The 24,782-nt window shown below is 48.3% G+C and carries 27 protein-coding genes; 21 read left to right on the forward strand and 6 right to left on the reverse strand.

All coding sequences use genetic code 11. The features are described from left to right. Positions 1–62 precede the first annotated feature (62 nt). Both C7R91_RS00195 and C7R91_RS00200 read left to right on the forward strand, forming a co-directional pair. Complete coding sequence (locus C7R91_RS00195) at positions 63–410, forward strand: PspC domain-containing protein (protein WP_083995015.1); 348 nt, start codon at positions 63–65, stop codon at positions 408–410. A 148-nt stretch (positions 411–558) separates the two neighbouring features. After that, positions 559–738 carry a hypothetical protein gene (locus tag C7R91_RS00200; protein ID WP_047068559.1) on the forward strand — a complete coding sequence of 60 codons (180 nt, stop codon included), beginning with the start codon at positions 559–561 and terminating at the stop codon, positions 736–738. A 65-nt stretch (positions 739–803) separates the two neighbouring features. Here C7R91_RS00200 and C7R91_RS00205 read toward each other — a convergent pair whose 3' ends face one another. The 3 genes from C7R91_RS00205 to map form a co-directional block, all read right to left on the reverse strand. Further along, positions 804–1,400 (reverse strand): TetR/AcrR family transcriptional regulator, encoded by a 597-nt coding sequence (locus C7R91_RS00205; RefSeq protein ID WP_047068558.1) that lies wholly within the window; start codon positions 1,398–1,400, stop codon positions 804–806. A 14-nt stretch (positions 1,401–1,414) separates the two neighbouring features. Further along, positions 1,415–2,440, reverse strand: a complete 1,026-nt coding sequence (locus C7R91_RS00210) for an LLM class flavin-dependent oxidoreductase (protein WP_047068557.1) — start codon at positions 2,438–2,440, stop codon at positions 1,415–1,417. Positions 2,441–2,618: 178 nt separating this feature from the next. Further along, positions 2,619–3,365 (reverse strand): type I methionyl aminopeptidase, encoded by a 747-nt coding sequence (map, locus tag C7R91_RS00215; protein ID WP_047068556.1) that lies wholly within the window; start codon positions 3,363–3,365, stop codon positions 2,619–2,621. Positions 3,366–3,497: 132 nt separating this feature from the next. On the opposite strand from map, the gene nadE reads away from it, so the two are divergent. The 3 genes from nadE to C7R91_RS00230 all read left to right on the forward strand — a co-directional run bounded on the left by nadE (position 3,498) and on the right by C7R91_RS00230 (position 5,363). Beyond that, positions 3,498–4,250, forward strand: a complete 753-nt coding sequence (gene nadE / locus C7R91_RS00220; protein ID WP_047068555.1) for an NAD(+) synthase — start codon at positions 3,498–3,500, stop codon at positions 4,248–4,250. A 2-nt stretch (positions 4,251–4,252) separates the two neighbouring features. Next, positions 4,253–5,077 (forward strand): MBL fold metallo-hydrolase, encoded by an 825-nt coding sequence (locus tag C7R91_RS00225; RefSeq protein ID WP_047068554.1) that lies wholly within the window; start codon positions 4,253–4,255, stop codon positions 5,075–5,077. 64 nt (positions 5,078–5,141) lie between these two features. Further along, a complete protein-coding gene (locus C7R91_RS00230) occupies positions 5,142–5,363 on the forward strand; it encodes a hypothetical protein (protein WP_047068553.1) in 222 nt (73 codons plus the stop codon). A 61-nt stretch (positions 5,364–5,424) separates the two neighbouring features. Here C7R91_RS00230 and C7R91_RS00235 read toward each other — a convergent pair whose 3' ends face one another. Continuing rightward, complete coding sequence (locus C7R91_RS00235) at positions 5,425–5,910, reverse strand: DUF2062 domain-containing protein (RefSeq protein WP_047068552.1); 486 nt, start codon at positions 5,908–5,910, stop codon at positions 5,425–5,427. A 212-nt stretch (positions 5,911–6,122) separates the two neighbouring features. Here C7R91_RS00235 and C7R91_RS00240 point away from each other — a divergent pair, with 212 nt between their 5' ends. The 7 genes from C7R91_RS00240 (at position 6,123) to C7R91_RS00270 (ending at position 13,500) form a co-directional block, all read left to right on the forward strand. Then, positions 6,123–6,752: a DedA family protein gene (locus C7R91_RS00240; RefSeq protein ID WP_106786165.1), complete on the forward strand. Its 630-nt coding sequence runs from the start codon at positions 6,123–6,125 to the stop codon at positions 6,750–6,752. Then, the gene (locus C7R91_RS00245) at positions 6,745–7,263 is read left to right on the forward strand and encodes a YkvA family protein (RefSeq protein WP_047068551.1); all 519 of its coding nucleotides are present in this window, start codon (positions 6,745–6,747) and stop codon (positions 7,261–7,263) included. Before C7R91_RS00240 ends, C7R91_RS00245 begins: the two co-directional genes overlap by 8 nt. Before the next feature lie 19 nt (positions 7,264–7,282). Beyond that, on the forward strand, positions 7,283–8,230 hold the full coding sequence (locus C7R91_RS00250; protein ID WP_047068550.1) for a 3'-5' exoribonuclease YhaM family protein: 948 nt from the start codon (positions 7,283–7,285) through the stop codon (positions 8,228–8,230). Positions 8,231–8,352: 122 nt separating this feature from the next. Continuing rightward, positions 8,353–9,915, forward strand: coding sequence for a YcdB/YcdC domain-containing protein (locus C7R91_RS00255; RefSeq protein ID WP_047068549.1), 1,563 nt, complete (start codon positions 8,353–8,355; stop codon positions 9,913–9,915). A gap of 166 nt (positions 9,916–10,081) precedes the next feature. Beyond that, the gene (locus C7R91_RS00260; protein ID WP_047068548.1) at positions 10,082–11,077 is read left to right on the forward strand and encodes a hypothetical protein; all 996 of its coding nucleotides are present in this window, start codon (positions 10,082–10,084) and stop codon (positions 11,075–11,077) included. Continuing rightward, a complete protein-coding gene (locus tag C7R91_RS00265; RefSeq protein ID WP_007717030.1) occupies positions 11,074–11,349 on the forward strand; it encodes a hypothetical protein in 276 nt (91 codons plus the stop codon). The genes C7R91_RS00260 and C7R91_RS00265 overlap by 4 nt, the downstream gene beginning before the upstream one ends. Positions 11,350–11,430: 81 nt before the next feature. Further along, on the forward strand, positions 11,431–13,500 hold the full coding sequence (locus tag C7R91_RS00270; protein WP_047068547.1) for a YecA family protein: 2,070 nt from the start codon (positions 11,431–11,433) through the stop codon (positions 13,498–13,500). Positions 13,501–13,572: 72 nt separating this feature from the next. On the opposite strand, the gene C7R91_RS00275 is transcribed toward C7R91_RS00270, so the two are convergent. Next, on the reverse strand, positions 13,573–14,790 hold the full coding sequence (locus C7R91_RS00275) for an MFS transporter (RefSeq protein WP_047068546.1): 1,218 nt from the start codon (positions 14,788–14,790) through the stop codon (positions 13,573–13,575). A gap of 228 nt (positions 14,791–15,018) precedes the next feature. Between C7R91_RS00275 and C7R91_RS00280 the strand changes: the two genes are divergently transcribed. The 9 genes from C7R91_RS00280 to C7R91_RS00315 all read left to right on the forward strand — a co-directional run bounded on the left by C7R91_RS00280 (position 15,019) and on the right by C7R91_RS00315 (position 23,884). Further along, the gene (locus C7R91_RS00280; RefSeq protein ID WP_047068545.1) at positions 15,019–15,972 is read left to right on the forward strand and encodes a carbohydrate kinase family protein; all 954 of its coding nucleotides are present in this window, start codon (positions 15,019–15,021) and stop codon (positions 15,970–15,972) included. A gap of 54 nt (positions 15,973–16,026) precedes the next feature. Further along, a complete protein-coding gene (locus C7R91_RS29185; RefSeq protein WP_007717021.1) occupies positions 16,027–16,164 on the forward strand; it encodes a hypothetical protein in 138 nt (45 codons plus the stop codon). A gap of 229 nt (positions 16,165–16,393) precedes the next feature. Then, positions 16,394–17,845: an LCP family protein gene (locus C7R91_RS00285; protein ID WP_047068544.1), complete on the forward strand. Its 1,452-nt coding sequence runs from the start codon at positions 16,394–16,396 to the stop codon at positions 17,843–17,845. Between the two features lie 176 nt (positions 17,846–18,021). Further along, on the forward strand, positions 18,022–18,336 hold the full coding sequence (locus C7R91_RS00290; protein ID WP_047068543.1) for a hypothetical protein: 315 nt from the start codon (positions 18,022–18,024) through the stop codon (positions 18,334–18,336). A 75-nt stretch (positions 18,337–18,411) separates the two neighbouring features. After that, a complete protein-coding gene (locus C7R91_RS00295) occupies positions 18,412–18,882 on the forward strand; it encodes a hypothetical protein (protein WP_047068542.1) in 471 nt (156 codons plus the stop codon). A gap of 149 nt (positions 18,883–19,031) precedes the next feature. Continuing rightward, complete coding sequence (locus C7R91_RS00300) at positions 19,032–21,035, forward strand: NADPH-dependent 2,4-dienoyl-CoA reductase (protein ID WP_047068541.1); 2,004 nt, start codon at positions 19,032–19,034, stop codon at positions 21,033–21,035. Between the two features lie 165 nt (positions 21,036–21,200). After that, the gene (locus C7R91_RS00305; protein WP_007717008.1) at positions 21,201–21,497 is read left to right on the forward strand and encodes a hypothetical protein; all 297 of its coding nucleotides are present in this window, start codon (positions 21,201–21,203) and stop codon (positions 21,495–21,497) included. Positions 21,498–21,571: 74 nt separating this feature from the next. Further along, positions 21,572–22,420 carry a YtnP family quorum-quenching lactonase gene (locus C7R91_RS00310; RefSeq protein ID WP_047068540.1) on the forward strand — a complete coding sequence of 283 codons (849 nt, stop codon included), beginning with the start codon at positions 21,572–21,574 and terminating at the stop codon, positions 22,418–22,420. 228 nt (positions 22,421–22,648) lie between these two features. Then, entirely contained in the window at positions 22,649–23,884 is a 1,236-nt protein-coding gene (locus tag C7R91_RS00315; RefSeq protein WP_047068539.1) for an MDR family MFS transporter, read from the forward strand. Here the strand turns inward: C7R91_RS00315 and C7R91_RS00320 are convergent. Further along, positions 23,876–24,664, reverse strand: coding sequence for a GDSL-type esterase/lipase family protein (locus tag C7R91_RS00320; RefSeq protein ID WP_047068538.1), 789 nt, complete (start codon positions 24,662–24,664; stop codon positions 23,876–23,878). The two genes, C7R91_RS00315 and C7R91_RS00320, sit on opposite strands and share 9 nt — an antisense overlap. Positions 24,665–24,782: the final 118 nt, after the last annotated feature.

The raw sequence follows: 24,782 nt of genomic DNA on the forward strand, positions 1-24,782 counted from the left end.
ATCGCCTATCGGGTATCCTGTAGATACAAGGCAAGCGGATACTGTAGAGAGGGTGGAATACAATGATGGAAAGACGACTATACCGTTCTCATGATAAACGGCTATTTGGGGTTTGTGGTGGGATAGCGCAATTTTTGCGCATTGACTCTACGCTGGTACGAGTAGGAGTTGTCGTTCTTACTGTTTTTACAGGAGTACCGATTTTGCTTTATTTGCTGATGGCGATGATTATGCCAAAAGAACCGCATTGGTCATACGCTTCTGACGGTTTCCCGATGCATGATGTTCCATATAGTGGACATGCACGCATGAACGATTTGGATCAGGAAATTGACCGTCTGGAGAAGCGTGCTTTGGTACAGGAAGTGTATCGCCTGCGCGAAGAATTGGGCAAATACAAAGGACTCTAAAGTAAAGAAGAGACTTCCAGGGCTTTACGCTCACGGGAAGTCTCTTTTCACTTTTACCTATTTTGATCCCACCAAAAAATGGTCGGCAACTTCTGGAAATCGTTGCATAACATATAAGGTGGAAAACCTACATAGGGAGGGAAAAGCAGTGTATCTCGGCGTGTTCGATTTGAATCAGCGTTTGGAGCAAACCCGCAAAATCCTGCGGGAAAAGCAACATCTGAAAAAACTGATTGAAGAAGACATCCATGACTTGGAACAAGACGTCAAAGAATTAGAAGCGATGACGGCGAAACAAGAAAAATATGCGACCAGTGCCCAGCGCTAAAACGGCTCTATGAGCGACAAAAAGAGGAAGTGGCAACTGCCGGAAGAAGGCAGGGAGCCACTTTTTTAATTGTGAAGCGCTTGGTCCAAAACCTTTTCCACGATGGCAGGAACCATGCGGATCGCTGCACTATCGGTTCCGTACGTCTGGCTATCCGCATAAGTACCTTCCATCAACAAAATCAACGTATAGGCCAACTCGCAAGGATGCGCAGCGCCAAGGGCAGTCGTGCGGTCCAAAAAGGCGTCGCGGATTCGTTTCTGATGGGAGCAAACCAACTCGCGAACAGGATGAACCGGATCAGGAAACTCGGCAGCTACATTAATAAAACAACAGCCGCGAAATTGCTCGTTGGTCGCTCGCTCTGCCAGATCAGCAAAAAACTGAATGAGCTGCTCTCGCGGCCGATTGGGATGTTTGGCGATGCTCTCTTCCCACTCTTGCCAAAAAGCGTCTTGCTTTCGGGTCATGTAGGCGAGAATCAGGTCTGTTTTCGAGGAAAACTGCCGATAGACGCTCATTTTATTCATTCCAGCACGCTCGACGATGGCGTCTACACTGACGGCATGAATCCCTTCTTGATAAAACAATTCTTCAGCAGCTTTCATTATGATCTCTTGCGCTTTTTCACGAGGCACGCGAGGCCGTTTTGCTTCTGTCATATACCATCCCCCATTTAGGACTTCCAAACGTCGGCGACGATTTCAAAAGAGCGCACACGATCGGCATGGTGGTACATTTGCGTCGTAATCATGAGCTCATCTGCTCCTGTAGCATCGAGCAACTCTTGCAGCTTGCTTTTCACGGTAACAGGGCTGCCGATGATGGAAGAACGCAGCTGTGCTTGGACAGACAGTTTTTCGAATTCGCTCCATAGTTCATCCATATTGTCCACAGGTGGTTGGATTGGCTTGAGATCGCCGCGGACGAGATTTAAGAATGCCTGGTAATGGGACGTGGCGAGTCGATTCGCGAGCTCATCCGTATCGGCTGCCATCACGTTGACGCCAACCATGGCATATGGCTGATCCAGCACTTCCGATGGACGGAAACAATGGCGATACGTCTGCAAGGCAGGCAAGGTGAAGTTCGGTGAAAAATGTCCAGCAAAAGCAAACGGCAATCCGAGCATGCCCGCCAGGCGCGCTGAGAAATCGCTGGAACCAAGCAGCCAGATCGGGATGTTCAGACCTTCACCAGGGATAGCGCGGATGGCCGATGCCGATTCGCTTGTACGTGGACGAAGATATTCACGCAACTCCTCCAATAACTCCGGGAAATCCTCTCCACCAACCCGCAAATCGCGGCGTAGCGCACGTGCTGTTCGCTGGTCCGCCCCGGGTGCCCGTCCTAGACCTAGGTCGATCCGGCCTGGATAGAGGGACTCCAATGTCCCGAATTGCTCGGCGATCACGAGTGGAGCATGGTTGGGCAGCATAATGCCGCCTGAACCTACACGGATCTTGCTGGTGCCGCCAGCAATGTAACCAATGAGAACGGAGGTGGCAGAGCTGGCTACGCTGGGCATTGCGTGGTGTTCGGCGAGCCAATAACGTGTAAAGCCCCATGTTTCCACCTGTTGCGCCAGGTTGAGACTGTTTTTATACGATTCAGCAGCGTTGCTCCCCTCCGTAATAGGGGCTAGATCGAGAACGGACAGCGGAATGTCTCGCAGTTGCTTAGATGAGATTGTATCGGACATGGGATGAAACCCTCCTTGTGCTTAGCGGTTGCTGGCGGATAAGTTTGTTACTGAGTAGTAACAAAACGTACTTGCATCATACGGAGCGGCAGATGGGATGTCAACGCTTGGATGTGCGACCGAGCACATTGGGAGAAAAAGAAAAAGCCCTGACAATGCAAGGGCTCTTCGTACATCCTTATTGTTTTGTTAAAATAACAGGTCCATTCGCGGTAATAGCGATGGTGTGCTCGTATTGAGCGGACAGCTTCCCATCGCGTGTACGTGCTGTCCAACCATCTTCATCGACAGTCGCGTGATACGTTCCGATGTTCAGCATGGGCTCAATGGTAATGACCATGCCTTCTTTGAGGCGTTGTCCTCTGCCAGGAGGGCCAAAGTGAGGGACAAACGGCTCCTCATGCATTTCCTGACCGATACCATGTCCGGTAAAATCGCGCACGACGGAGTAGCCCTGTTCTTGCGCATACGTTTGGATGGCGTGGGAAATGTCACCGATCCGATTGCCTACAACAGCTTGCTCAATACCGAGGTACAGCGATTTTTCCGTGACTTCCAGCAGTCTTTTCGCTTCCGGGGACACTGTTCCCACTTCATACGACCAAGCGGAGTCAGCCAGCCAACCGTTTTTGCGAACAACCATGTCGATGGTAACGATATCGCCATCACGCAGTGGCTCTTTTTTCGGGAAGCCATGGCAGATGACATCATTTACTGAACCGCATGTGGCATAGGGATATCCATGAAACCCTTTTTGCTCAGGGGTCGCGCCATTTTCAGCCAAAAATTCTTCTACGAATTGATCAATCTCCCAGGTAGAAATGCCTGGACGAATCATCTTGGCAATCTCACGATGACACGCAGCCAAAATCTTGCCTGCTGCATGCATGAGTTCAATTTCTTCAGGTGTCTTGAGGATAATCATCGACTCTCTCCTTCTCCTCGTTAGTCAAGAACTCTTTATAGTATATAGTGTAGACCCGTTCTGCGCCAATTGCCACACCGAAAACGGCATGGTAGGATGAGGAAGAAATAATCAACCCTGGGGGTAGGTAGCGTGGACAAGTTTCAAGAACATCTGGCGAACTACCAGATTCATGTAAAAGAAGACGTGGAAAAACGTATTGCCTTTATTCGTGAGCAAATTGACGGAAATGGCCTCGGCGGTGCAGTCGTCGGTATTTCTGGCGGGATTGACAGTGCCGTTACGGCAGCGCTGTGTGTTCGTGCATTAGGCTCTGAACGCGTCATTGGCGTATGGTTGCCTGCTTACTCGCAAACCGTTCATGAAACAGATTCCAAGCGACTTGCTGAAGCCATTGGATTTCAATTGCACTCGGTAGATGTAGGGCCAGCGTATGATGCTTTGGTACCTGCTATCGAGGGCGTACTTGGGCTTGATGACAAAACAAAGGGAAATACAAAGGCTCGCTTGCGCATGACAGTGCTGTACGCCATCGCTAACCAAAAGGGATACTTGGTAGCGGATACGTGCAACCGCAGCGAGATTCATGTTGGCTATATGACAAAAGGCGGAGACGGTCTTGCCGACTTTAATCCAGTCGCTAGCTTGACGAAGCATGAGATGCGAATTCTTGCTGCTGAGCTCGGGGTGCCTGGAGAAATCATCACGAAGCCGCCTTCTGCCGATTTGTGGGAAGGGCAGACAGACGAACAGGAGATGGGCTTCACCTATGAGGATCTGGATCGTTTGCTGATTACAGGGGAAACTCGACCGGAGGCCAAAGAACGCATTGATTATCTGCATCGAATCTCTGAGCATAAGCGCAACATCATGCCAGGCATATAGATATGGCACAATCCTACAAGCTGTTTACCAGTTGTCTGTGGCAAACGACCAGTGCAGTCGTATCAACAGAGCAGCGTCTCTACTTGTTTGATCCGGCCTATTTTCCCAATGAGGTAGAGGCGATTGCTGACTATGTGCAGAGTGAGAGGAATGGAAGAGAGCTCGTTCTTGTCCTGACTCACGGAGATTGGGACCATGTTGTCGGAGTCGGCAAATTTCCGGATGCCACAGTCATTGCACAAAAGGAAATCCTCACAGCTGGACGGATCGAGGGTAAGCTGAACAAGGCGAAAAAGTTTGACGGGTCGTATTACGTGGTCAGATCGTATGAAGTAGGAATGCCGAAGTTCACCAAGCTTGTGGAGGATGCGCAAGATTGGCAGGAAGTCTTTTTCCTGCCTGTACCAGGACATACACCTGATCAGATGGCGACCTTGTTCCGGGAGCAGAAGCTGCTTGTTGTCGGCGATATGCTATCCAATTTGGAGTTCCCGTTTATCGATGACAGCGGTGCCTATTTAGAGAGTCTGGAAAAGATCGAACGGTTAGTTCTTCAAGGGGAAGTGGAAGAAGTCATCCCTGGACACGGAGTGCCTGCAAAAGGACGCGAGGAAATCCTGCATCGAATTGAACGGGATCGCCAGTACTTGGTGGATGCACGTGCAGTTGTTTTCGAAGGTATCGCCAATAACGTAGAGGAAGATGTACTGAAGGAGAAGTTTTCCCAACTGACGTACGATGGTGTATCGATCGATGAACATCTTCGTTCTTCCCATGACCAAAACCGGGATCAACTATGCAAGGAAGCTATTTCGCAGAAAGGTTGATTATTCCACGGTTTTATAAGATAATAGGGGTTACGCAAATCTTTCTAGGAAAGAGGTGGAACAGATGTCTACGACTGAATTGATGCTGAGAACAAGTCTGGAAGGACGTGTGAAGCGTACGTTGCAAACGTACTTCCGTCGCCCTAACGACGTGTTGATCAAGGAAAGCCTCGGAGCGAACGGTTTGTCCCCAGAGCAAGTGGAAGTAACTGTAGAGCTCTTGAAAGAAGACAAAACTGTTGCCGAAATCATGGAGCACCTGCGCGATAAAGGCTACTTTGCATAACTTTGCGAGCAAAAAAGACCGGACTGACATTGATTGTCGGACCGGTCTTTTTCGTTCGAGATTAAGGGGTAGGGCTTTCCTCGGGTAATGAGCGCCGTAATTTCTTGCGGCGATACAATAGCAGGCCAGTTAAAACGAGAAAGTAGCTCGCGAGCGCGACAATCAGCCCCATGATGGCACTCCCGGTAAAATAGACAAGTCCTTTTTCTTTCATCCAGTGAAGCCATGGCATTCCAGGCTCCTGATGGATCAAATTCTCTTGTAACGGTTTGCCGATCAACACGTATCCAATATTGTAATTGATGAGAATGAAAAGCGGTAAGATGAGCTTTCCGATGACAAACGCAACCAAACCAGCAGGCAAACTGGCGCGAAACAGCTTGCAGAGTGGGAAAAGCAACAGAAACGCGATGCCAAAAGTAGGCAGGGTAATGAACTCGATGAAGATTCCGAGCGAAAATCCGCGGGCGACAAAAGCTGGAGCCCCTTTCATTCTCAGTACCTTGTAGTATTCGTATTTTAGCTTTCGATATGTTTTTTTCCACATCCGTGCTATCCCTCGTTTTTCCCAAGTCATTTGTCCGTAAAATCCATTAAGGGTATGGCGAATGGTGAAGCTGGATTCGTTTTTCGGTTGATGTTGTAGAGTATCTCCAAATTGGCAAAAATTAATAGTTGCCATACGAGCTCTGATTTGTGAATGCGCCTTTCTTTTGGCATAATGGAAGAGGGCAGCTTGCTGGAAAAGTGGTGACATTCGTGGAAGGTGTTATGGGAACCGTTGGTGACTATATTTCGCAATATGGGTATGGCGCCTTGTTTGGATTGTTCTTTCTAGGAATTTTGGGAATGCCCTTGCCTGAAGAAACGCTGCTCGTTTTTTCTGGATTTCTTGTCTCCACGGGAAAATTGGAGTTTTGGCCTACTTTTTTTGTCTGCTTTCTTGGTTCCGTTACAGCGATGACGGCAGCATACTGGATCGGCAGAACGCTAGGCTACGCTTTTCTCGAACGATATGGGAAACGATTAGGGATGGGCTACACTATTTACAAAAAAACGGAAGAATGGTTTAATCGTGTCGGAAAATGGGCGCTTCCCCTAGGCTATTTCATCCCTGGTGTCCGTCAGTTTACGGCCTATTTTGCCGGGATCACACGATTGCCATTTCCGACTTTCATGCTCTTTACCTATTTGGGTGGGCTGTTTTGGAGCTTGCTTTTCGTGACGCTTGGCTGGCAATTAGGAGAGCGCTGGGATGAGCTGTTTGACTTGATTGCCCGTAACCTCGCGATCTTCTTTATCGCTTTGCTGGCATTGATCGCAGCCTGGTCGTATTTCAGACACAAGGCGAATGTAAAAAAGCAATTACGGAGGGATCAGAATGAGTGAAGAAAACCGCAACGAAAATCTACTGCCTGTGGTTCACAAGCCAACCGAGCTGGTTCCTGTCGTACTACCGGAAAAACATCAGCGATTTTATGATAAATTGCGTGAGAAAATCGAAACGTTCATTAAAGACAAGGGAATCAATGATTCTGTTGCCAACTTTATATTGCTTGCGCCAGATTTATTTGTTCTCTTGGCCCGTCTTATGCTGGACAAGCGCGTAGGTGTTCAATCAAAAGCGTTAGCGGGTGTAGCAGTTGCCTACTTCATTACCCCGGTTGATTTTATTCCCGAGGTATTAGTCGGCGGATTCGGACTTCTGGACGATGTCATTCTAGCTGTTTATGCTTTGCGCAAGATTTTGGTGGATATCGATGAATCGATTGTACGTGAGCATTGGAATGGCGAAGAAGATCTCTTGGCTGTCATTACGAAGGTGATTCGATCAGCGGATGATTTAGTCGGCAAGAAAATAGTGAAAAAGCTGGAAGAAACCCTGTTCCGAAAAAAATAAGCTAGGATGGGACAAATAGATGAAATATTTATTGGATTATCAAGAGGGAGAGCGTGTTGTCGCTTTTTGCCTGATTAAAAACAAGGAAGCGGGCGTAGCGAGTAATCAGAGTGAATACTTGAATCTGGAGCTGGGAGACCGCTCCGGTACGATCATGGCAAAGCTGTGGGATGTCAATGCAGAAATGAAGGAATGGATTCACGTCAAGGCTGTCGTGAAGATCGACGCTGCCGTCCAAATGTACCGTGGGAAAAAGCAACTGGTGATTCAACGAATCAGACCGGCTGCCGCTTCAGACGAAGTTCAGATGGAGTCCCTCATTCCGATCTCGCCCGTTCCAGTAGATGAACTGTGGGCAAAGCTTACCCACGCTGTCGACAGCCTGAAGAGTGCTACGCTCAAGGCCATTATTCAAGAGGCGCTGGCAACGGAGGAGATTCAGGATCGCCTTCGCCATTATCCGGCTGGCGTTCGCATGCACCACAACTATTATCACGGTTTGCTCGAGCATATTGTCTCTTTGTTGACGGCGGCACAGAGCCTCTTGCCACTGTATCCACAAGTAGACAGGGATGTACTGATTGCGACTTGTATCTTGCACGATTTCGGAAAACTTTACGAGTTATCTGATCCCATTGCCCCGGATTACACCACGCCAGGTCAGTTAATTGGTCACCTGGTCATGGGAGTCGAGATGGTAAGCGGCATTTGCCGCAAGCTGGATATTTCTTTAGGGGACGCGGAGGTTCTGCACTTGAAGCATTGCATTTTGAGTCATCATGGAGAGGTAGAGAACGGCTGGGGCAGTGCTGTATCTGGAAAAACGCCTACGGCTGTCATGTTCCATTACCTGGACCAGATCGACAGCAAAATGAATGCTTTGAGCCAAACACTAGCGGACATGACGGAAGAAGAGGAATGGGCGTACGCTGGCGTGCTTAGACGAAAAGTCTGGCGCGGGTATTGATTCATGGAACAAAAAGCCAACTGCTAAGCAAAACGAAGCAGTTGGCCTTTTTTAGATAAATCAGAAACGTTTTTGCAGGATGCTCGTCTTAAACAGTAATGTCTTAATGAGGAGGTATTCATGTGAAAAAACGAAACAGAGCTGCCATGTTTGTGTTGGCAGTCAGCATGGTCACGACACCAGTGGCACTTCTGCATCCGTTGTCTTCCTATGCGTATGATGGCAAATCGAGTCTGGAACCAATTCAGTTGCCAGAAGACATCGTCCAGCTGTTAACAGAATTGAAAGAGGACTATGTGCCTCTCATGAAAGACCTTCATGTGGACTCATACGGAGGGACAAGCAAGTCGGGGTATGTCATTAATCTTTCGGACCGAAAGAGTGTCATCACCACGAATACGACGCTCACTATCTCCACAAATGCAAAGGGAGATATGACCAGCTTTGTCCTGCATGATGTGAATCGGGACAAAACAACCAAAATCAATCAAAAGGAAGCCTATCAAAAGGCTGTTGACTTTATTCGGAATTACATAGCATTTGACCATGTTATTTCCCCGCAAGCGATGCTTTCTTTCGATCGCGCATCTGAGCTGGATCATCTGGCGGTTGTCAGTGTCTACCCACGGTTGAACAATACATGGGTGGATAAAGAGACAGCGCGGGTCATGGTTGACGCAAAGGGTCAGGTTGTCCATTTTCAGCAAGAAAAGCTAAAGCTTCCTACCACAGAGGAAGTAACGGACCCAAGCAAGGCTGTAGCGCTTGAAAAGGCAATGAAGGAGTGGCAAGACAAGGTATCCTTGGAATTGGTCTACGATGAGTCAGCGGGCAAGCTCGTTTACGTGCCGGACCAATGGCCAACGATAGATGCTTTGTCTGGTGAAGTGGTTCCATCTGTGAATAAAACAACGAATAAGACGATGAAAATCAAAGGAACAGCAGACATGGGCGTCTGGCGAGATACGAAAAAAATGGAGCAGATGCTCGAGAAGGATTTTGGCCTGAAGCTGAATCAACGCACGTACAAAAATGTAAAAGAAGACAAAAAGTATAAAAACAGTGACATCGATCGCCATGAATGGAATGCGAGCTCGTATCAAAGCGCGTGGATTACGCTCGACCGTAATACAAAATCACCCATTGAATTCAAGCTGGACGGTCCTGTAGAAAAGGAGCTTGAGAAGCCGCTCACGCATGATGAGGCAAAAGACATCGCCGTACGATTTATGGAGAAATACTTATTGTCCAAAGAACAATCTTTCTCCGTGAAGGAGACGAGTCTCGTGGAAAATCTGCCTGGTTGGGTGGATCAAAATCTGGTGCGGCCGATCAGTAGCTTTGCTTTTCATCCTGAGATCAATGGTATCCCTACTAAGAGACCACTGTTCTACCTCGAAGTGGACGCAAAGAAAGGCAATGTAGTCCTTGCTCAAGTAAATGAACTGCCGTCCATGCCTGCTACCATAACTAAAGACGGTATTGTCAAGGATGAGAAAGCAAAGGATGCGTATGTCAAAGAAGCAAATCTGCGCTTGGCATACTGGTATCCAAAGGTAGGGACGCATTCTGCGAAACTGCCGCAGCTGGCCTATTTACCGACAGCAGGTACCAAGTCTCTGCAGATCGATGCTGCAACGGGGGCAGTGGAGGAAAGCTGGCTGGAATGGAAAGCTACCCAATAACCAATACCCGATATGGTGAAGAAGCCATGTCGGGTTTTCCTTTTCATCATTATCGGAATTCATAAACACTTCAAGGCAGGTAGGATTTTTTTTCTTTTTGTAGAATAACTTCTTGATTCCCATTTGATTTGGCAAACAATGCTGATCACGAGAAGGAGAAAGTGCAATGAAACGGCCAACTTATACCCTACCAAGTATTGTAAAAAAGGTATTCCGGCCCGGTGAGCGCTCCCTTCCACGTACGGAGATCTGCTCCCGGATGGAAGCGAATGAGCTGAATGCTTTTTTGGATCTGGACTGCAAGACAATACTGGATAAAGTGTTGAACATGGAGCAGTCTCCAGTGCGAGTTGGAAGCTCAGAGGCGATCGTAGAGGTCACTCACCAGCCGCATCAAGTGTACGACTTGGCTCATCGCTATTTGCGAGATAGCCAAGCACCAAAAAAGCTTGAGCAAATTGTCGCAGAGCTGCGTCGTCAAACGCAGTTTGGCTGGAATCAGATTCTTCGTATGCTGCAATTGGAACGCGATCCTCGCTTTGTGCAATATCAAGGCGACAGCAGATGGTTTTTGGCTGAGTGGACTTTGGGCAATGACCAAGTGTATGCGTTTTGCCGCGACAATGGCATTACACAGGTAGCTGCTCGCACATTAGTCCATTTTCTGGAGCAGGAAGTAGGAATTGCTGCAGATGCTGCTTTTCTCCCTGCGCAAGATGACCGCTTCCGCATTGACGGTGATACCATGTACATCATTGCTCGTAGCGAAGATTCCAAGGAAGAGCAGGCGGCCCTCGAGGTTGCTGTTGCTGCCCCTTCTGTATCAATAGGAAACAGCGAGTCCGTCTCAGAAGAAATTGCATCGGAAGAACCAGCGAATCCCTTACACCAGGTGGAAGAACAACAAGAACCATTATTTACCAAGGAGGAAGCTACTATGTCTACCATTACCAACCAGCAAGTTCTCGAGGAAGTACAAAAACTGATGCAAGAAGCTATCAACCGCTTGGAGACAAGAAACCAAGAAATGTCCCAAGAAGTTGTCGCTCATTTTCAACAAAGCAATATGCAAGCTATAGAAGTGCTGATGAAAGAGAAACATAAGCATGAGCAGATCGTACTTGGCATTCAGCAGGTGCTTGCGACCAGTGAGCAACAATGAGTAAACTTGAGGCTACGATCCGGTTAGAGCAGAGATTTGCCATCCTGCGCGAGGTTATCGCGGGCTATCGGATTCGCCTTCAAGAAATGGAGAAGGAAGTGGTGGAGCTTTTTGCCACGAACCAACTCTCTGCTATTTCAGCATGCATGGGCGAGAAGCAGCGCATCGTCAGGTTGATGAATCGACTGGAACAATTTATTGTTCAATGGGAAAGCAACAACACGGATGTGGGTATCGCACATGAACCAAAGCGAGAACACTTGAACACATGACGAATAATGCGGTAAAATAGGGGGATTGTGCATGATTCCCCGCGCATGCCGCGTGGGATGGAAAGGAGATCCAAACCCTCTATGTCGGTAGGAAGAAACGAACTGTGCCCTTGTGGGAGCGGAAAAAAATACAAAAAATGCTGTGGGGTTGTCACTCCTATTACGGAGCTGCGTAGCCGCCACGAGCAAAAGCTGCAAAAAGAATACGCTGGCTGGGTCGAAAGACTGAATCATTTTGTCGGCGCAAATGCAACCAGCGAGACGATTCAAGAAGCACGGAATCGTTTTGTCGAAGAAGTAGGCTTGACCCAAGAGAGTGTCGCACGTCCTGAATGGGCAGCCCATTTCTTCAACTGGTGTGTATTGGACGTCAAAACAGGTGGAAGCACGCTGCTTGAGAACTATATCAAACAGCATGGACGTCGGATGGAGCCTGATCTTCGTCGTGCCTTTGCTGGATTGCACCTGAATGTTTATGAAATCATGGAAGTGGATCGTGATGTCATCACGGTTCAACAACCGATTTCGGAGGAAAAACACTATCTTCTTCGTGCCAATACGTTGAATGTTGTCCCTGGACAATTGATCGTAGGGCGCCTGCTGAATCTAGGTCTGCGTGATATGCTCTTCTCTGGCAGCATCATCTTGCAGCCGCATGTCAAGGAGAGCATGCTCGAGTGGTTACGCCAGCATCCAGAAGTAGAAGCTGCGAAGGCAGATACGAGCAAGAGAAGCTATACGACAGAGCTATATCACTTCATCGTTCAATTTGGTGAAGCGGCAAGCGAGTCGGAAGGGCCGAAGCCAGAAGCGCTTCTGCGTCGTACTTATCCTATGCCAGAGCGTAAACAGCTGCTGAAAGTAATCGAGTCGAACCCTGCATTTGAGCTGAAAAAACGGGATGGTGCTCGTGAGACATGGGTATATGCGTCACGCAAGGAAGAGCATTTGTTCCCGAATTTAAAGGATGCCTTGCTGGAGCTATACGAAGTCCAGGCAGAAGTGATTTTGCAGGATGACAGCCTGATTCTGGAAGGGTATGCACCGCAGTTGGACGAAGTCGCAGAGCTTTTGCTGCTGCTTGCATTTGAGAACGAAGAGGAGATTCGCGTTCTTACTTCAACTGGCTCTCGTTTGTCCAAAGGAACTCTGTTTATCACGAGTCAGCCTACTCTGCCACCAAAAGTGTTGCAGTGGGCAGTCCAAACCTATTTTGCTGAAAAATGGCTGGTTACCTCCCATGAACAGCTCGATGATTTGGCTCCGCTCCTGGTTGCGGCTACTGAAAACGAGGCGCTGCATGAAAAACTCCACAAGCTGATGGAGCAAATGGAACAGGATCATAAAGTGGGACAAGGCTTGGCTCGCTTTATCCGAATGGACATGCTTCGTCCTCGCCTCTCGTTGTCAAATGACAGCCTGCACGTGCATAACCTGCTGCGCCGTCCGTTGATCGAAGGGTTGCCGGAAAGTGTGTACACCGTACATCCTGACAGACTTGCGGACATCAATCGCTTTGTGCAAGAGATGACCGATGGCAAGTCGGAAGCCACCGTCAAAAAATACGATGAGGTCATGAATAACTTCCGTTCATTCGTCAGAGGAGCGTTTGGCCCATCTTTTACATGGGAGCAGTTGCGCAGAGAGGACCTGGTATACTTCCTCGTCCACGACATTTTCACGCGCACGGACGCAACGACCAAAACGTTGGCAACCAATCTGATGTCTGTATTGACGGCGTTCTTCAAGTGGCTGGATAAGCAAGGACCATACGCGCTTTATCCTGTTATGCAGCCATTGTTCGCCGAGTTGAAGGAAACATTGCCGGAATCTTATCGCTTGCGTGGTGTAATGGAAAAAGAAGCGACTCAAAATCTTTACAGCAGCCCGATGGCGATCAAGGATATCACGGAAGAATCCATGCTCGTGCAAGAGATCACTTCCTCTGGTTGTACGGCAAAACGGGCAAATGGTGAGACAATCAAGCTGACTATTGGTACTGAATTGGGTGCTATGCTGGCAGCAGATTGGATGATCCATGGCTTGTTCGGTCAAGGTGAGGACGGTACGTGGAGACTGTATGGTACGCCTGAGGTGTATCCGCCAGTCATTGCTCAGGTGCTGGGCGCACCAACAGGTGTATTGGTCTAGAACCCCTAACATGAAGAAAACCCGAGGATACGTGTCCTCGGGTTTTTTGTTTTGACTTATCATTGGTATAGATTAGTGAGCCCATTCGCGGAGTGTCTTGTCTTTCGGGAGCAAAAAGCCCATAAACCCAATCAACGGGAGGAACGAACATAACAGAATGACAAAGCTCAGACTGTAGAGATCGGCGAGATAGCCGAAAACGAGAGCGCCCATGCCTCCCATTCCGAAGGCAAGCCCGATAATCAGTCCGGATACGGTCCCGATTTTGCCAGGCAATAGCTCCTGCGCGTATACGACCGTGACGGAGAAGCTGGAGAGCATGATAAAGCCGCTGATCACCAGCAATGGAAAGGCCCAATAGCCTGAGACGTAAGGCGTCAGCAATGTCAGGGGAAGTGAACCGAGTGTGGAGATGATGAGCAAGTTCCTTTTTCCGAATCGGTCCGACAGCGGTCCGCCAAAAAATGTCCCAATCGCTCCTGCGAAAAGAAAGCCAAAAATGACCAGCTGTGCATTAGCGTAATCCATATCTTTCACATACATCAAATAAAACTGGTAAAAGCTTTGGTAGCCAGCATTCATCCACGAACGCACACTGACGATGACAATCAGGAGGCCGAGGGCAATCAGCCGTTTGTTCCGATTCGTATACGTGACAGCTGCGGCAGTAGTCTTTTTCAAGCGCTGTTGTCCACGATACCAGAGAGCAACATAGAGCAAGATGCCGCTAGCTAATAGCGCGGGCAGCAGAAACCAGGCAGCCCCTGTCTGTCCCAGATTCGCAAAGACCAGGATGGTCATTAAGGGAGCGAGTGCTTGCCCAGCATTTCCACCTACTTGAAAAATGGATTGCCCCAGCCCTCTGCGAGGACCAGATGCCAAGTGGGCGAAGCGTGAGGCTTCTGGGTGGAAGATGGCTGAGCCAATTCCAACACAGGCAACTGCTATAAGAACGAAATAGTAATTGCCAGAGAAAGCGAGTGCCAGCATTCCCAATCCCGAAACGATCAAAGCCAGTGGTGGCAATAAGGGGATTGATTTGCGATCGGAGAAGTAACCGACAAATGGTTGCAAAACAGATGAAGTAAGATTCATGACGAGCAAAATCATTCCGACTTGTGTAAACGTTAATGCCAGATTCTTCTCTACAATTGGAAGCAATGCAGGGATGACCGCTTGCAAGCTGTCGTTTAACAGATGCGCAATGCTAATGGCAAATAGCATGCGATAGACAGTTGGTGCCGAAGTCCCTGCGGTTGTAGAGTGAATGGGTGTCGATGAGGCACTCATGTCAGTTCATCCCCAACCTTTCTTTCGTAACTTACTTTTTCATTTTTTCAATGTAGCACGGATTCTACAGGACGTCATCCATGAATGATGGGAATATAATGGTCGAAGATAAAGGATTTGATCCGTCAGGAAGTTTTTAAAAAGGTAGGTAAATAGGGAGACGCTGTCGAAAAAAGAGAGAAGCACAATGGACTAGACCATGAGCAGAAGGCTAGGGGGAATGCTGGAATGCTGGAAGGTATAACAGAATACTGGCTATGCGTGGGAGGAGCCAATGTTGACGTACAGGGAGTCACTTCTGCTAGACTGTTGCCTGGAACAAGTAATCCAGGTGAAGTGCATCAAGCGGCAGGCGGTGTAGCTCGAAACGTGGCGGAAAATCTGGGATGGCTAGGAGAAGAAGTGCAGCTGTTTGCTCTGGTAGGAGAAGATGCAGATGGCGAGTGGCTAAGACAGGTCACAGCAAATAGTGGAGTAGCTACCCATGGCATGTTGCGAATTCCAGGGAAATCGACTGGCCGCTACTTGGCTATTCGTGATCGCGACGGTGAATTGTACACGGCTGTTGCAGATATGGAACTAAATGAAGAGTGGCCAGCGGAGATTGTCCAGCAAGGCCTCAAGCGCTTGCCGCAGGCCGCAGGCTTGTTTCTGGATGCCAATCTTCCTGTCGAGGTTATGCGGGCATTTTTGGCCGAAGCCAGAAGACTCGACAAAAAAATCATCATCGACCCTGTTTCTGTGAAAAAAGCGGAAAAATGGAAAGGGTTGCTTGAAGGTGTTCATATACTTGTCGCGAGCATTGATGAGCTGGAAGTGTTAGTTGGCCAAACCCTTCATTCCTATAATGATGTGGAAATATGCGCGAAAAAATTGGTGGCAGAAGGTGTTCATCAGGTCATGGTCATTTGTGGGGAAGCAGGGCTGTGGCTGTGCACCGCACAGGAGGAAAAATGGCTTGCTGCCCCGATTATGCCGATTCGAGAGTCCGCGGGAGATGCGTTTGCTGCGGGAATCATTTATGCGCAAAACAAAGCGTTGTCCCTTGTAGAACAAGCAGCTTTCGGAGTTGCTCTGGCCGAGATGAGAACAAAGGGAAACGGAAAATACGATATCGATGTCCTTTTGGCACGAAAAGATTACTACGCCGCAAAAGAAAGACAGTTCCTCGACAGAGAATGAAAATACATAGCTTGACGTACACTACCCGTTAGTTACAGAGGAGGAGTGTATGTCATGGAAAAGAAATCAAATGATGTGAACGGTAAACAAGAGAGCCATGTTCGGCAGGGCGGAGATTCACACCGCTCCAAAAACAAGCGTCCTGAAGGTCCTGTACAAGGATTTAGTCAGGCACCACGCGGCTTGCAATAAGCCCAAATTTATATGTGCAACTAAAGTCCCCTTATCGACAAAATGATGGGGGACTTTTCGTTTAAAGGAACATTTTTCTACAAATGCAGACAACGATATGGTACAATACCTGAATCAGAGTATTGCCAACTGAAGAAAATAGTGGTGCATATTGTCGAGTGGCACAATTCAAAATCGTGCCTCCCTTTACTTTGTCAAAAAGCGTGCGCGAACAAGGAGACTGATTCATATGCCAGATACTGTTGTGAAAACACGCGCTTCAGCTTCTCGAAAGAAACAGCCGAGCCGTAATCGAAAAATACGTAAATTCGTGGTATCCTTCACATTGATCACCTTGCTGCTGGTAGGCGGTGTGGCTGGAGCAATTTATTGGAAAATTGAAGACACTCTGACGGAAGTAACGAACCCTACAAACAGTGGATTTACTTCGCCAGTATCCCAAAATGTCGATCCGGTATACTACTCGGATAAGCCAATGTCGTTCGTGTTGCTTGGTTCTGATACCCGTCCTGAAACAGGTTCCATGAATACTGACGTAATGATCGTAGCAGTTGCTAACCCGAAGACGAAGAAAGTTACCATGGTATCGATTCCGCGGGACACACGCGTCAAGATCCCAGGCTATCGCGACTACCATAAAATCAATTCTGTCTATGCCAATGGCGAAGCAGAACGCAGACAAGCAGAGCGCAATAACCAGACGGTTACCGAAGATGGTATTTCTTTAACCAAGAAAACGTTGAATGAAATACTGGGTATTCCGATTGAGCATTTTGTAGCCATTGATTTCGATGGTTTCAAAGCCGTTATTGACGAATTGGGTGGTGTAGAAGTCAATGTGGATCGCAGACTGGTATACGATGATCCAACTGACGATACACACATCAATCTCCAGCCAGGACTTCAAAAATTGAATGGCGAGCAAGCACTTGGTTATGTGCGACATCGTCATGACAACCGTGGAACGAAGTACTATTCCAGTGACTTCGACCGTAACCGTCGCCAACAAGAAGTCATCAAGGCAGTTGTGGACAAAGCGGCTTCTCTTGAAGGCTTGACGAAGATCTTTAACGTCATGGATGTAGGTGCCAAGAATATACATACCGATCTTTCCAAGGATCAGATCAAAGGCTTGGCCTACGATTTCAAAGGATTTAATTCCTCTACGGTCACCGCATTGGATAATGGGGCATATTGGCAGGGAGGATATACGTATCTCGAAAAAGAAAAGCTCGAGTCAGTTCGCAATTCCTTGCAATCAGAGATGGGATTGACTGGGAGCGTCGTAGCGTCGCTCAACAATTCCCCGATACTCGGCACTGGTGAAGCGGTTGCGACTAGCAGCAAGAAGAGCGTCAAGAAGAAAACGACAGAATCAGCAGCGTCAACGTCAACGAAGCAAAAAACGGAGGCTCCGAAAGAACAAGAGCCGACGAATCCAACAGACAACCAAGACGGTACGGCAAATGAAGGCGCAATGCCGCCACCTGATGTCATAAACACAGAAGGGCAAGGTCAGTCGACAGATCAAGGCCAGGGAGCACAGAAGCCTGCGACTGATGTAACTCAAACAGTACCAGGTAATACCGGCAACAACTCTACTCCACCACCAGATATCATCCCGCCGACCAGTCAGGATGCTGGTCCTTCAACTACAGATGGTCCGAGCACAAACTCTTAACGAGTACGAAAAACACCCGTTCATCACGAGCGGGTGTTTTTTGTTTGTCGATTCATCATAAATTTTTAAAAATTCGTTTATGGAAAAGGTTTAGAAAACACCAATTTCGTGGTACAATAATAATATGCTGATAAGACAGATTAATCAGATAATTATTACTGACTGGAGGGATTTCTATGACGATTTTCTTGGTGAACCTGTTCTTGGTGATTGCTTTTGTGTACCTGATCAGCCGCCAACAAAATGAAGAGTTTGTGTACGATGAAGATTTTTTCCTCCAGAACCCTTCAGCTTTGGAAGAATATCAGCAGATGCCGATTGATTTCCAGCACGCCTTTTTCCGCAAGCATAAAGAGTGGATTAAGGAAAAATATATGCGCGGAGAAAGCTACGTTTTAGGCTATTGCCCAAACAAAGAAGTACGTCGTGCGTGGCTGTCAGAATTTATGAATCAAAAAAATATGAACAATACACCGACCCCTTCCTCGTGAAGGGGTTTTTCGCATCTATAGAACTCGTGCTATACTGCTACGAGAGGATATCGTGAAACAGGAGGAAAGAAGTACGTGCTACAATTTATGGTGGAAAAACTAAATCAACAGTTACATGCGCATGGAATGATTTCGGATATCGTCTTGCGCTCCGATCATTCGTTGCTGGAAGAATCGGAAGGGCAAGAGGTTCTGATCACGTTTTCCGAGGCGGAGGACGAGAAGCAACCAACGGCAACCATCCATCTTTTTTCGATTGCGGAAGAGGACAGCTGTGAAATTGAGGTGGAAATTGATTATCCTTATAGCTTGCAGTATGAGGAGATTCAAGGATTGTGGACGCAAGCAAAAAGCTTGGTAGCTGAGTGCTCGTTGACAGAAAAACGCCGCTTTGTGGAGCCTGGCAAGCAGGCAGAAGCGAAGGTCGTGCTGGATTATCACTTTGTCGTGCAGATGCCGCGAACAGAAGCGGAGGAAATGGCATTTACAGAAACCATCGCAAGATTTTCCGCGGATTTAGGGATGCTCGTCAAACTCAACACATAAAAACATAGGCTATACATAAGGAAAGCTCAGGAGTCATGTCCAGAGCTTTTTTTGCATGAAAGGTGAGGAAGGAGGAATATGAAGAGGAGATAGAGAATCGTATAGATATTAAAAATGAATGAGCATTCACTCGTTAGGGGGCGTTTAACGTGGAACTTTCAAAAGTGTGGGAACCGATTCAAATTGGTTCGATGACGTTGCCAAATCGGATAATGATGGGGTCCATGCACGTTGGATTTGAAAAGCTTCAGAATGGTGTAGCGAGGCTTGCTACCTTTTACGCAGAGCGTGCCATTGGGGAGGCAGGTCTGATCGTGACAGGAGGGGCGGCCGTACATCCAGAAGGAGGCATGGGCGAAGAGTATTGCAATGTATACCAAGACGAGGATATCGAAAAATTACGCCTGATCACGAAAGAGGTTCATCAAGCCAACGGGAGAATTGCGTTGCAGCTGTTTCATGCCGGGCGTTATGCGTACAAGGAAGCAACAGGATTAGATCCGGTAGCACCATCGCCATTGCAGGCGCCGATTAACCGTTGGAAGCCGAGAGAGTTAAGCGCAGAGGAGATCGAAGTGACGATCCGATGCTTTGCTGAGGGAGCCGTCCGCGCCAAAAAAGCTGGCTTTGATGCCGTAGAAATTATGGGTTCGGAAGGATACTTGATCAATCAATTTTTGTCCCCTGTAACCAACAAGCGAGAAGACGAGTGGGGTGGAGACTTTTTACGCAGAGCCCGCTTTGGCATCGAGGTGGCTAAGCGCGTCCGCCAAGCAGTGGGACCGGATTATCCGATCATCTACCGTATGTCGGGATTGGACTTGATGCCAGATAGTACGACGATGGAAGAGACATTGCAATTTGCCAAAATGCTGGAGGAGGCAGGTGCTGATGCTCTCAATGTCGGAATTGGTTGGCATGAATCACAAGTACCGACAATTGGCATGATGGTGCCGCGTGGAGCATATGTATGGGTGGCGCAGCAAGTCAAGCAGGTCGTGAACATCCCGGTTATCGCCAGCAATCGAATCAACGACGTGCGCCAGGCTGAAAAGATTTTGTATGAGGAATGCAGTGATATGGTTTCGATGGCCCGACCATTTTTAGCGGATCCGTATATCGTTCAAAAAAGTAAAGCAGGGCGCTTTGATGAAGTAAACACATGTATTGCTTGCAATCAAGCCTGTCTCGACCATATTTTTGATGGGAAGGTAGCCTCCTGTCTGGTCAATCCCCTCGTAGGCAGAGAAGCAGAGTGGCAGTTGGTTCCAGCGGAAAACCGCAAGAAGGTAGCTGTAATTGGTGCGGGGCCTGCCGGATTGGAGGCAGCTCGTGTGCTGGCTGAACGAGGGCATCAGGTGGTCATCATGGAGGCCAAAAAACAGATCGGTGGACAATTAAATTACGCGAGACAGGTGCCAGGTAAAGAGGAATTTAATGAAACGCTTCGCTATTATCAGACAGAGCTTGCGCGTCTTGGTGTCGAAATCAGGCTGGAAACACTGGCAGAGGCAGATGCCCTGATCGAAGAAGGCTTTGCTGAAGTTGTGGTAGCAACGGGAGTCATTCCTCGACGTCCAGAGATTCTAGGTGTGGAGCTTGGACATGTGAAGGGATATGATGCGGTATTTGAAAAACGTGCCAAGGTCGGTAGACAAGTGGTCATCGTCGGAGCGGGGGGAATCGCATGTGATTTGTCCCATTTGCTGATGCACGACGAAACGATCTCACCGAAGGCAGCGGAATACTTGCAGGAGTATCGGATTTTGGATGGAAGAGCTGTACAGCAATTGCAACAAAGAAAACGAAAAATCTTCATGCTGCGGCGTGGGAAGCATGTCGGATCGGGCTTGGGCAAAACGACGCGCTGGGCCGTTCTCGCCAACCTGAAGCGACGTGGCGTAGAAATGCTGACGCAAATTGAATACAGCCGGATTGCAGAAGAAGGGGTGTATTTCATTCAGAACGGGGAGGAACGCATGATACCTGCTGATACGGTCATTGTAGCAGCTGGAGCGACCTCCAACAATTCGCTATACCACGCTTTGCGTGATCGGCTGCCTGTGCACCTTATAGGCGGGGCGAAAGAAGCGGGAGAGCTCGATGCCAAGCGAGCCATTTTGGAGGGGGCGACCATCGGAAGAGCGATTTAAGGTGCTGAAAAGATTTTCTATTTCGAAAACAAGAGGAATCGGATATGATTAAGAAAAGTATGTCGTCTTTTTAGAAGTTTTGTCGAATCGCTTTTCAACCTCCGCTAATTTTTGCAAAATGAAGTTATACTGTTCAAATTCATTTGATTGGGGGCTCTCGCCTTGATGAACCATAATGGCATTCTCTTAGGGAAACGTTACTTCCTGTACTCGTTAGCACCGCTCATAGAGGTGGAGGGATGGACGTTTACGATAGCCCCGGGGTTTAAGATGATCGCAGGCGGGAGTGCCAATCCATTACAGACATTAATCAGCGTTTACCGAGAGAATGAAAAGGTAGCGCAACTCGTGCTTCATCATAGACGAAGTGATTCAGATGTCACTGTGCAGGCTGTATCGAGTGATCTCCTGTTAGAAATCGCCCCGGCGACTAGAACTGTAAGTGTAGCAGAAAAGCTGTAGGGCACCCTGAACGGGGTGCTTTTCGCTTTCGAACTTCAATCATCATTCCAAGCAATCGAGGAGGCGGCAGGATCATGGTAGGGAACGAATGGCAGGTAGGTCAGTTTCAATTGTCTTGGCTGAGAGGTGGACTCACGAAGTTGGACGGGGGCGCAATGTTTGGAGTGGTGCCCAAGCCACTTTGGAGCAAAAGATACCCATCGAATGATCTCAATCAAATCCCTTTGCGTGCTGACCCAATCCTGGTACAGGCCCATGGCAAGCGTATTTTGATTGAATCGGGTATGGGAAATGATCGGCTAACGGAAAAACAGAAGCGCAATTTTGGCTTGGAGGAAGAGTCTCAAGTGGTGGAATCCCTCGCTGCGAAAGGGTTGACTCCTGCCGATATTGATATCGTCATCATGACACATATGCACTACGATCATGCCAACGGACTTGTCTCTATACGCGATGGACAACTTGTCTCTACATTTCCACAAGCTGTCATCTACGTGCAGGAGCAGGAATGGGCGGAGATGAGAGAGCCGAATGTTCGCTCGAAAAATACATATTGGGAAGAAAACTGGCGTCCGATTGAGAATCAGGTGAAGACGTACGGTGCTTCACACGAAGTTGTGCCGGGAATCACGCTTCATCATACAGGCGGTCACAGCCAGGGACATGCTATCGTCAGGATGGAGACAGAGGGGCAGCTGCTTCTGCATCTGGCGGACATCATGCCAACACACGCCCACCAAAATCCATTGTGGGTGATGGCTTACGACGACTATCCAATGACATCCATCTATGCAAAAGAAGAATGGATCAACAACGGAATCAAGCAAGGCGCTTGGTTCACGTTTTACCACGATAGCGTTTACCGTGCGGTGAAATGGAACGAACAGGGAGAAATGATTGATCGTATAGAAGTTGTTTTGTAAAAAGGATAGGCAAAGACCGTCAGCGTTTTCTGGCGGTCTTTTGCGTTGCTTAGGGTTAACGTGTCCAACCTTATCGAATTTTTGATTACTCTCATAGAAATGTTTCATAATCAAAAAATTTTGAATGCTCATTGACGAACGACCGTTGCCTCTCTACAATGGGAACATCACAGAGCATCTGTTCTGGCAGAGGTGGTAAAGCATAACAGTAGTGGGGAGAGAGAGAAAATGAGCTGGATCAAGATGCGTTTACAGGAGTTTCACCCGATCGTCTGGTCGTTGGTCGTCGGGACCGTGTTCGTCCGGGCCGCCAGCTCGATGAGCATGCCGTTTTTGTTCTTATACTTGTCCAATCAAACAGATATGAGCTTGGCAATGATCGGATTGACGATTGGAGCAGGACCGCTCGCGGGTACAATCGGAGGCTTTATTGCGGGAGCATGGTCGGACAGAATCGGGCGCAGGCGAGTCATGCTAGGCGCGTTGTACGTGTGGACGCTCGTGTTCGTCGGGTTTGCGCTTAGTAAAGACCCGTGGATTCTGCTTTTCCTCAATATAGCAGGGGGACTCTGTCGATCCTTCTACGAACCGGTCTCACAGGCGTTGATGGCAGATGTAACGCCACAAGAGAAGCGGCTTCGTGTGTTCGGTATTCGCTACATGGCGATTAATGTTGGGGTAGCGGTAGGGCCGATCGCAGGGGTAGTACTGGCGAAAAGCTCTGTAGCCCTGCCTTTCCTGGTCACTGCACTGATTTATCTCATTTATGTGATTAGCTTGCAAGGATTATTGAACAAGTTCGGCATTAAGCAAATCGAAGGTCAAAAGAAAGAAGTCGTTACATTCAGCCGTGCATTCAGCGTAGTCGTAAACGACAAAGCGTTTCGCTTGTACATGCTCGCCGGAGTTTTAGGAGCAATTGGCTACTCGCAGATGTCTTCTACGCTGGCCAAATTCGCAGAAATGACGGTCGTGAATGGAACAGAGCTGTTTGCCATCCTGATGACAGTCAACGCGATTGTTGTCGTTGTGATGCAGCTTCCGTTGACGACTTGGGCAGAAAAAAAGACGCCTCTCACCGCCATTTTGGTGGGAAACGCCATGTATGCAGTTGGTGACGTGGGTTATGCCTTTGCCAATTCGTGGCTGATATTCATTGTGGCGATGGTATTTTTCACGATTGGTGAAATCCTTACGTTTACCGCAGGGGACGTCCTGATCGACCGAATGGCCCCAGAGAGTATGCGGGGCAGCTATTACGGTGCGAAAAGCTTCAGCAACTTCGGCCAGTTCATCGGTCCGTGGATGGGCGGATTGCTGTTGGCACATTACGGAGGTACGACCTTGTTCCTGGTGGTAGCAGCGACTTCGATGATGAGCAGTGCCTTCCAATGGGCGGGTGCTCGCGCCTTTGAGGCAACCCGAGGCAAATCCTTAAATGAAGCCAGGGTTGAATCACTCTAACGCTTGCAAGATACGATCCGCCATTCGTTTATAGCCTTCCGCATTTGGGTGGAAGTGGTCTGTATATAGGTAGTTTTGTTCCTTTCGCAAGAATAAGTCGTAGGTCGGCACCACGAATACTTGCGGGTACCGTGAGGCGATTTGGGACGCCTGATTGTTCCAATCGAGCACGGGCCCGATGGTGTCGACGGATGCTTCGGTATTGCCAAAAGGATTGTACAGGGAAGTGTAAACGATCGTCGCCGTCTTGTTGACGCTGCGAATCTGTTTGAGAATATCTTCGTAGTTGACCGCGAGCTTATTAAGAGCCGTGGTCACTTTTTCTTTTTCAATGGTATACAGCCCGCCTGTCTGCCTGAACAAGTCATTGCCGCCTATGGTAAAAAGAATCAGATCGGCTTCAGCGAGCAGCTTCTTCACTTGCTCCTGGGACATTTGCTTGAGCAGCTCAGATGATTCCTGTCCATTTATCGCGAGGTTGGTGAACGTAATCGACTGTCCCGATTTTTTCTCCAATGCTTGGCGAACGAGTCCGACATAGCCTTGGCCGTTTGCGTCTCCGGCACCGCGCGTGAGGGAATCCCCTAGCGCGACTACTTTGTGGACACCCCTTTCTGGTAAAGGGGAGGGTGGATGCTCTTTTTGCGCAGGTGGGCTTGCTGTGGATGGTGCCAACTGCTGCGGATTCATCGCGAGTACAAACCCTGTCGCAAATAAAAGAAAGGAGAGTAAAGACAAGAGACCTGCCGTGCGCCAAAGAAATTGGCCGGATGTGCGCATCGGGTATCCTCCTATTCGTTATAAAGTCTATGGTCATGGTATAATGTGGATGGACATCTTATGACAGTGTACCATAAACAGAACGCCATCGTCAGTTGACGAGGGGAGACTCAGATAG

Origin of the sequence: Brevibacillus formosus (genome assembly GCF_003013405.1) — a bacterium.
Lineage (GTDB): Bacteria > Bacillota > Bacilli > Brevibacillales > Brevibacillaceae > Brevibacillus > Brevibacillus formosus.

Bases quoted from the DNA above. Each gene is read 5' to 3' on its own strand.
- C7R91_RS00195 (WP_083995015.1), top strand. From the start codon at position 63: ATGATGGAAAGACGACTATACCGTTCTCATGATAAACGGCTATTTGGG.
- C7R91_RS00205 (WP_047068558.1), bottom strand. From the start codon at position 1,400: ATGACAGAAGCAAAACGGCCTCGCGTGCCTCGTGAAAAAGCGCAAGAG.
- C7R91_RS00210 (WP_047068557.1), bottom strand. From the start codon at position 2,440: ATGTCCGATACAATCTCATCTAAGCAACTGCGAGACATTCCGCTGTCC.
- map (WP_047068556.1), bottom strand. From the start codon at position 3,365: ATGATTATCCTCAAGACACCTGAAGAAATTGAACTCATGCATGCAGCA.
- C7R91_RS00225 (WP_047068554.1), top strand. From the start codon at position 4,253: ATGGCACAATCCTACAAGCTGTTTACCAGTTGTCTGTGGCAAACGACC.
- C7R91_RS00230 (WP_047068553.1), top strand. From the start codon at position 5,142: ATGTCTACGACTGAATTGATGCTGAGAACAAGTCTGGAAGGACGTGTG.
- C7R91_RS00235 (WP_047068552.1), bottom strand. From the start codon at position 5,910: ATGTGGAAAAAAACATATCGAAAGCTAAAATACGAATACTACAAGGTA.
- C7R91_RS00245 (WP_047068551.1), top strand. From the start codon at position 6,745: ATGAGTGAAGAAAACCGCAACGAAAATCTACTGCCTGTGGTTCACAAG.
- C7R91_RS00250 (WP_047068550.1), top strand. From the start codon at position 7,283: ATGAAATATTTATTGGATTATCAAGAGGGAGAGCGTGTTGTCGCTTTT.
- C7R91_RS00260 (WP_047068548.1), top strand. From the start codon at position 10,082: ATGAAACGGCCAACTTATACCCTACCAAGTATTGTAAAAAAGGTATTC.
- C7R91_RS00265 (WP_007717030.1), top strand. From the start codon at position 11,074: ATGAGTAAACTTGAGGCTACGATCCGGTTAGAGCAGAGATTTGCCATC.
- C7R91_RS00270 (WP_047068547.1), top strand. From the start codon at position 11,431: ATGTCGGTAGGAAGAAACGAACTGTGCCCTTGTGGGAGCGGAAAAAAA.
- C7R91_RS00275 (WP_047068546.1), bottom strand. From the start codon at position 14,790: ATGAGTGCCTCATCGACACCCATTCACTCTACAACCGCAGGGACTTCG.
- C7R91_RS00280 (WP_047068545.1), top strand. From the start codon at position 15,019: ATGCTGGAAGGTATAACAGAATACTGGCTATGCGTGGGAGGAGCCAAT.
- C7R91_RS29185 (WP_007717021.1), top strand. From the start codon at position 16,027: ATGGAAAAGAAATCAAATGATGTGAACGGTAAACAAGAGAGCCATGTT.
- C7R91_RS00285 (WP_047068544.1), top strand. From the start codon at position 16,394: ATGCCAGATACTGTTGTGAAAACACGCGCTTCAGCTTCTCGAAAGAAA.
- C7R91_RS00290 (WP_047068543.1), top strand. From the start codon at position 18,022: ATGACGATTTTCTTGGTGAACCTGTTCTTGGTGATTGCTTTTGTGTAC.
- C7R91_RS00305 (WP_007717008.1), top strand. From the start codon at position 21,201: ATGAACCATAATGGCATTCTCTTAGGGAAACGTTACTTCCTGTACTCG.
- C7R91_RS00310 (WP_047068540.1), top strand. From the start codon at position 21,572: ATGGTAGGGAACGAATGGCAGGTAGGTCAGTTTCAATTGTCTTGGCTG.
- C7R91_RS00315 (WP_047068539.1), top strand. From the start codon at position 22,649: ATGAGCTGGATCAAGATGCGTTTACAGGAGTTTCACCCGATCGTCTGG.
- C7R91_RS00320 (WP_047068538.1), bottom strand. From the start codon at position 24,664: ATGCGCACATCCGGCCAATTTCTTTGGCGCACGGCAGGTCTCTTGTCT.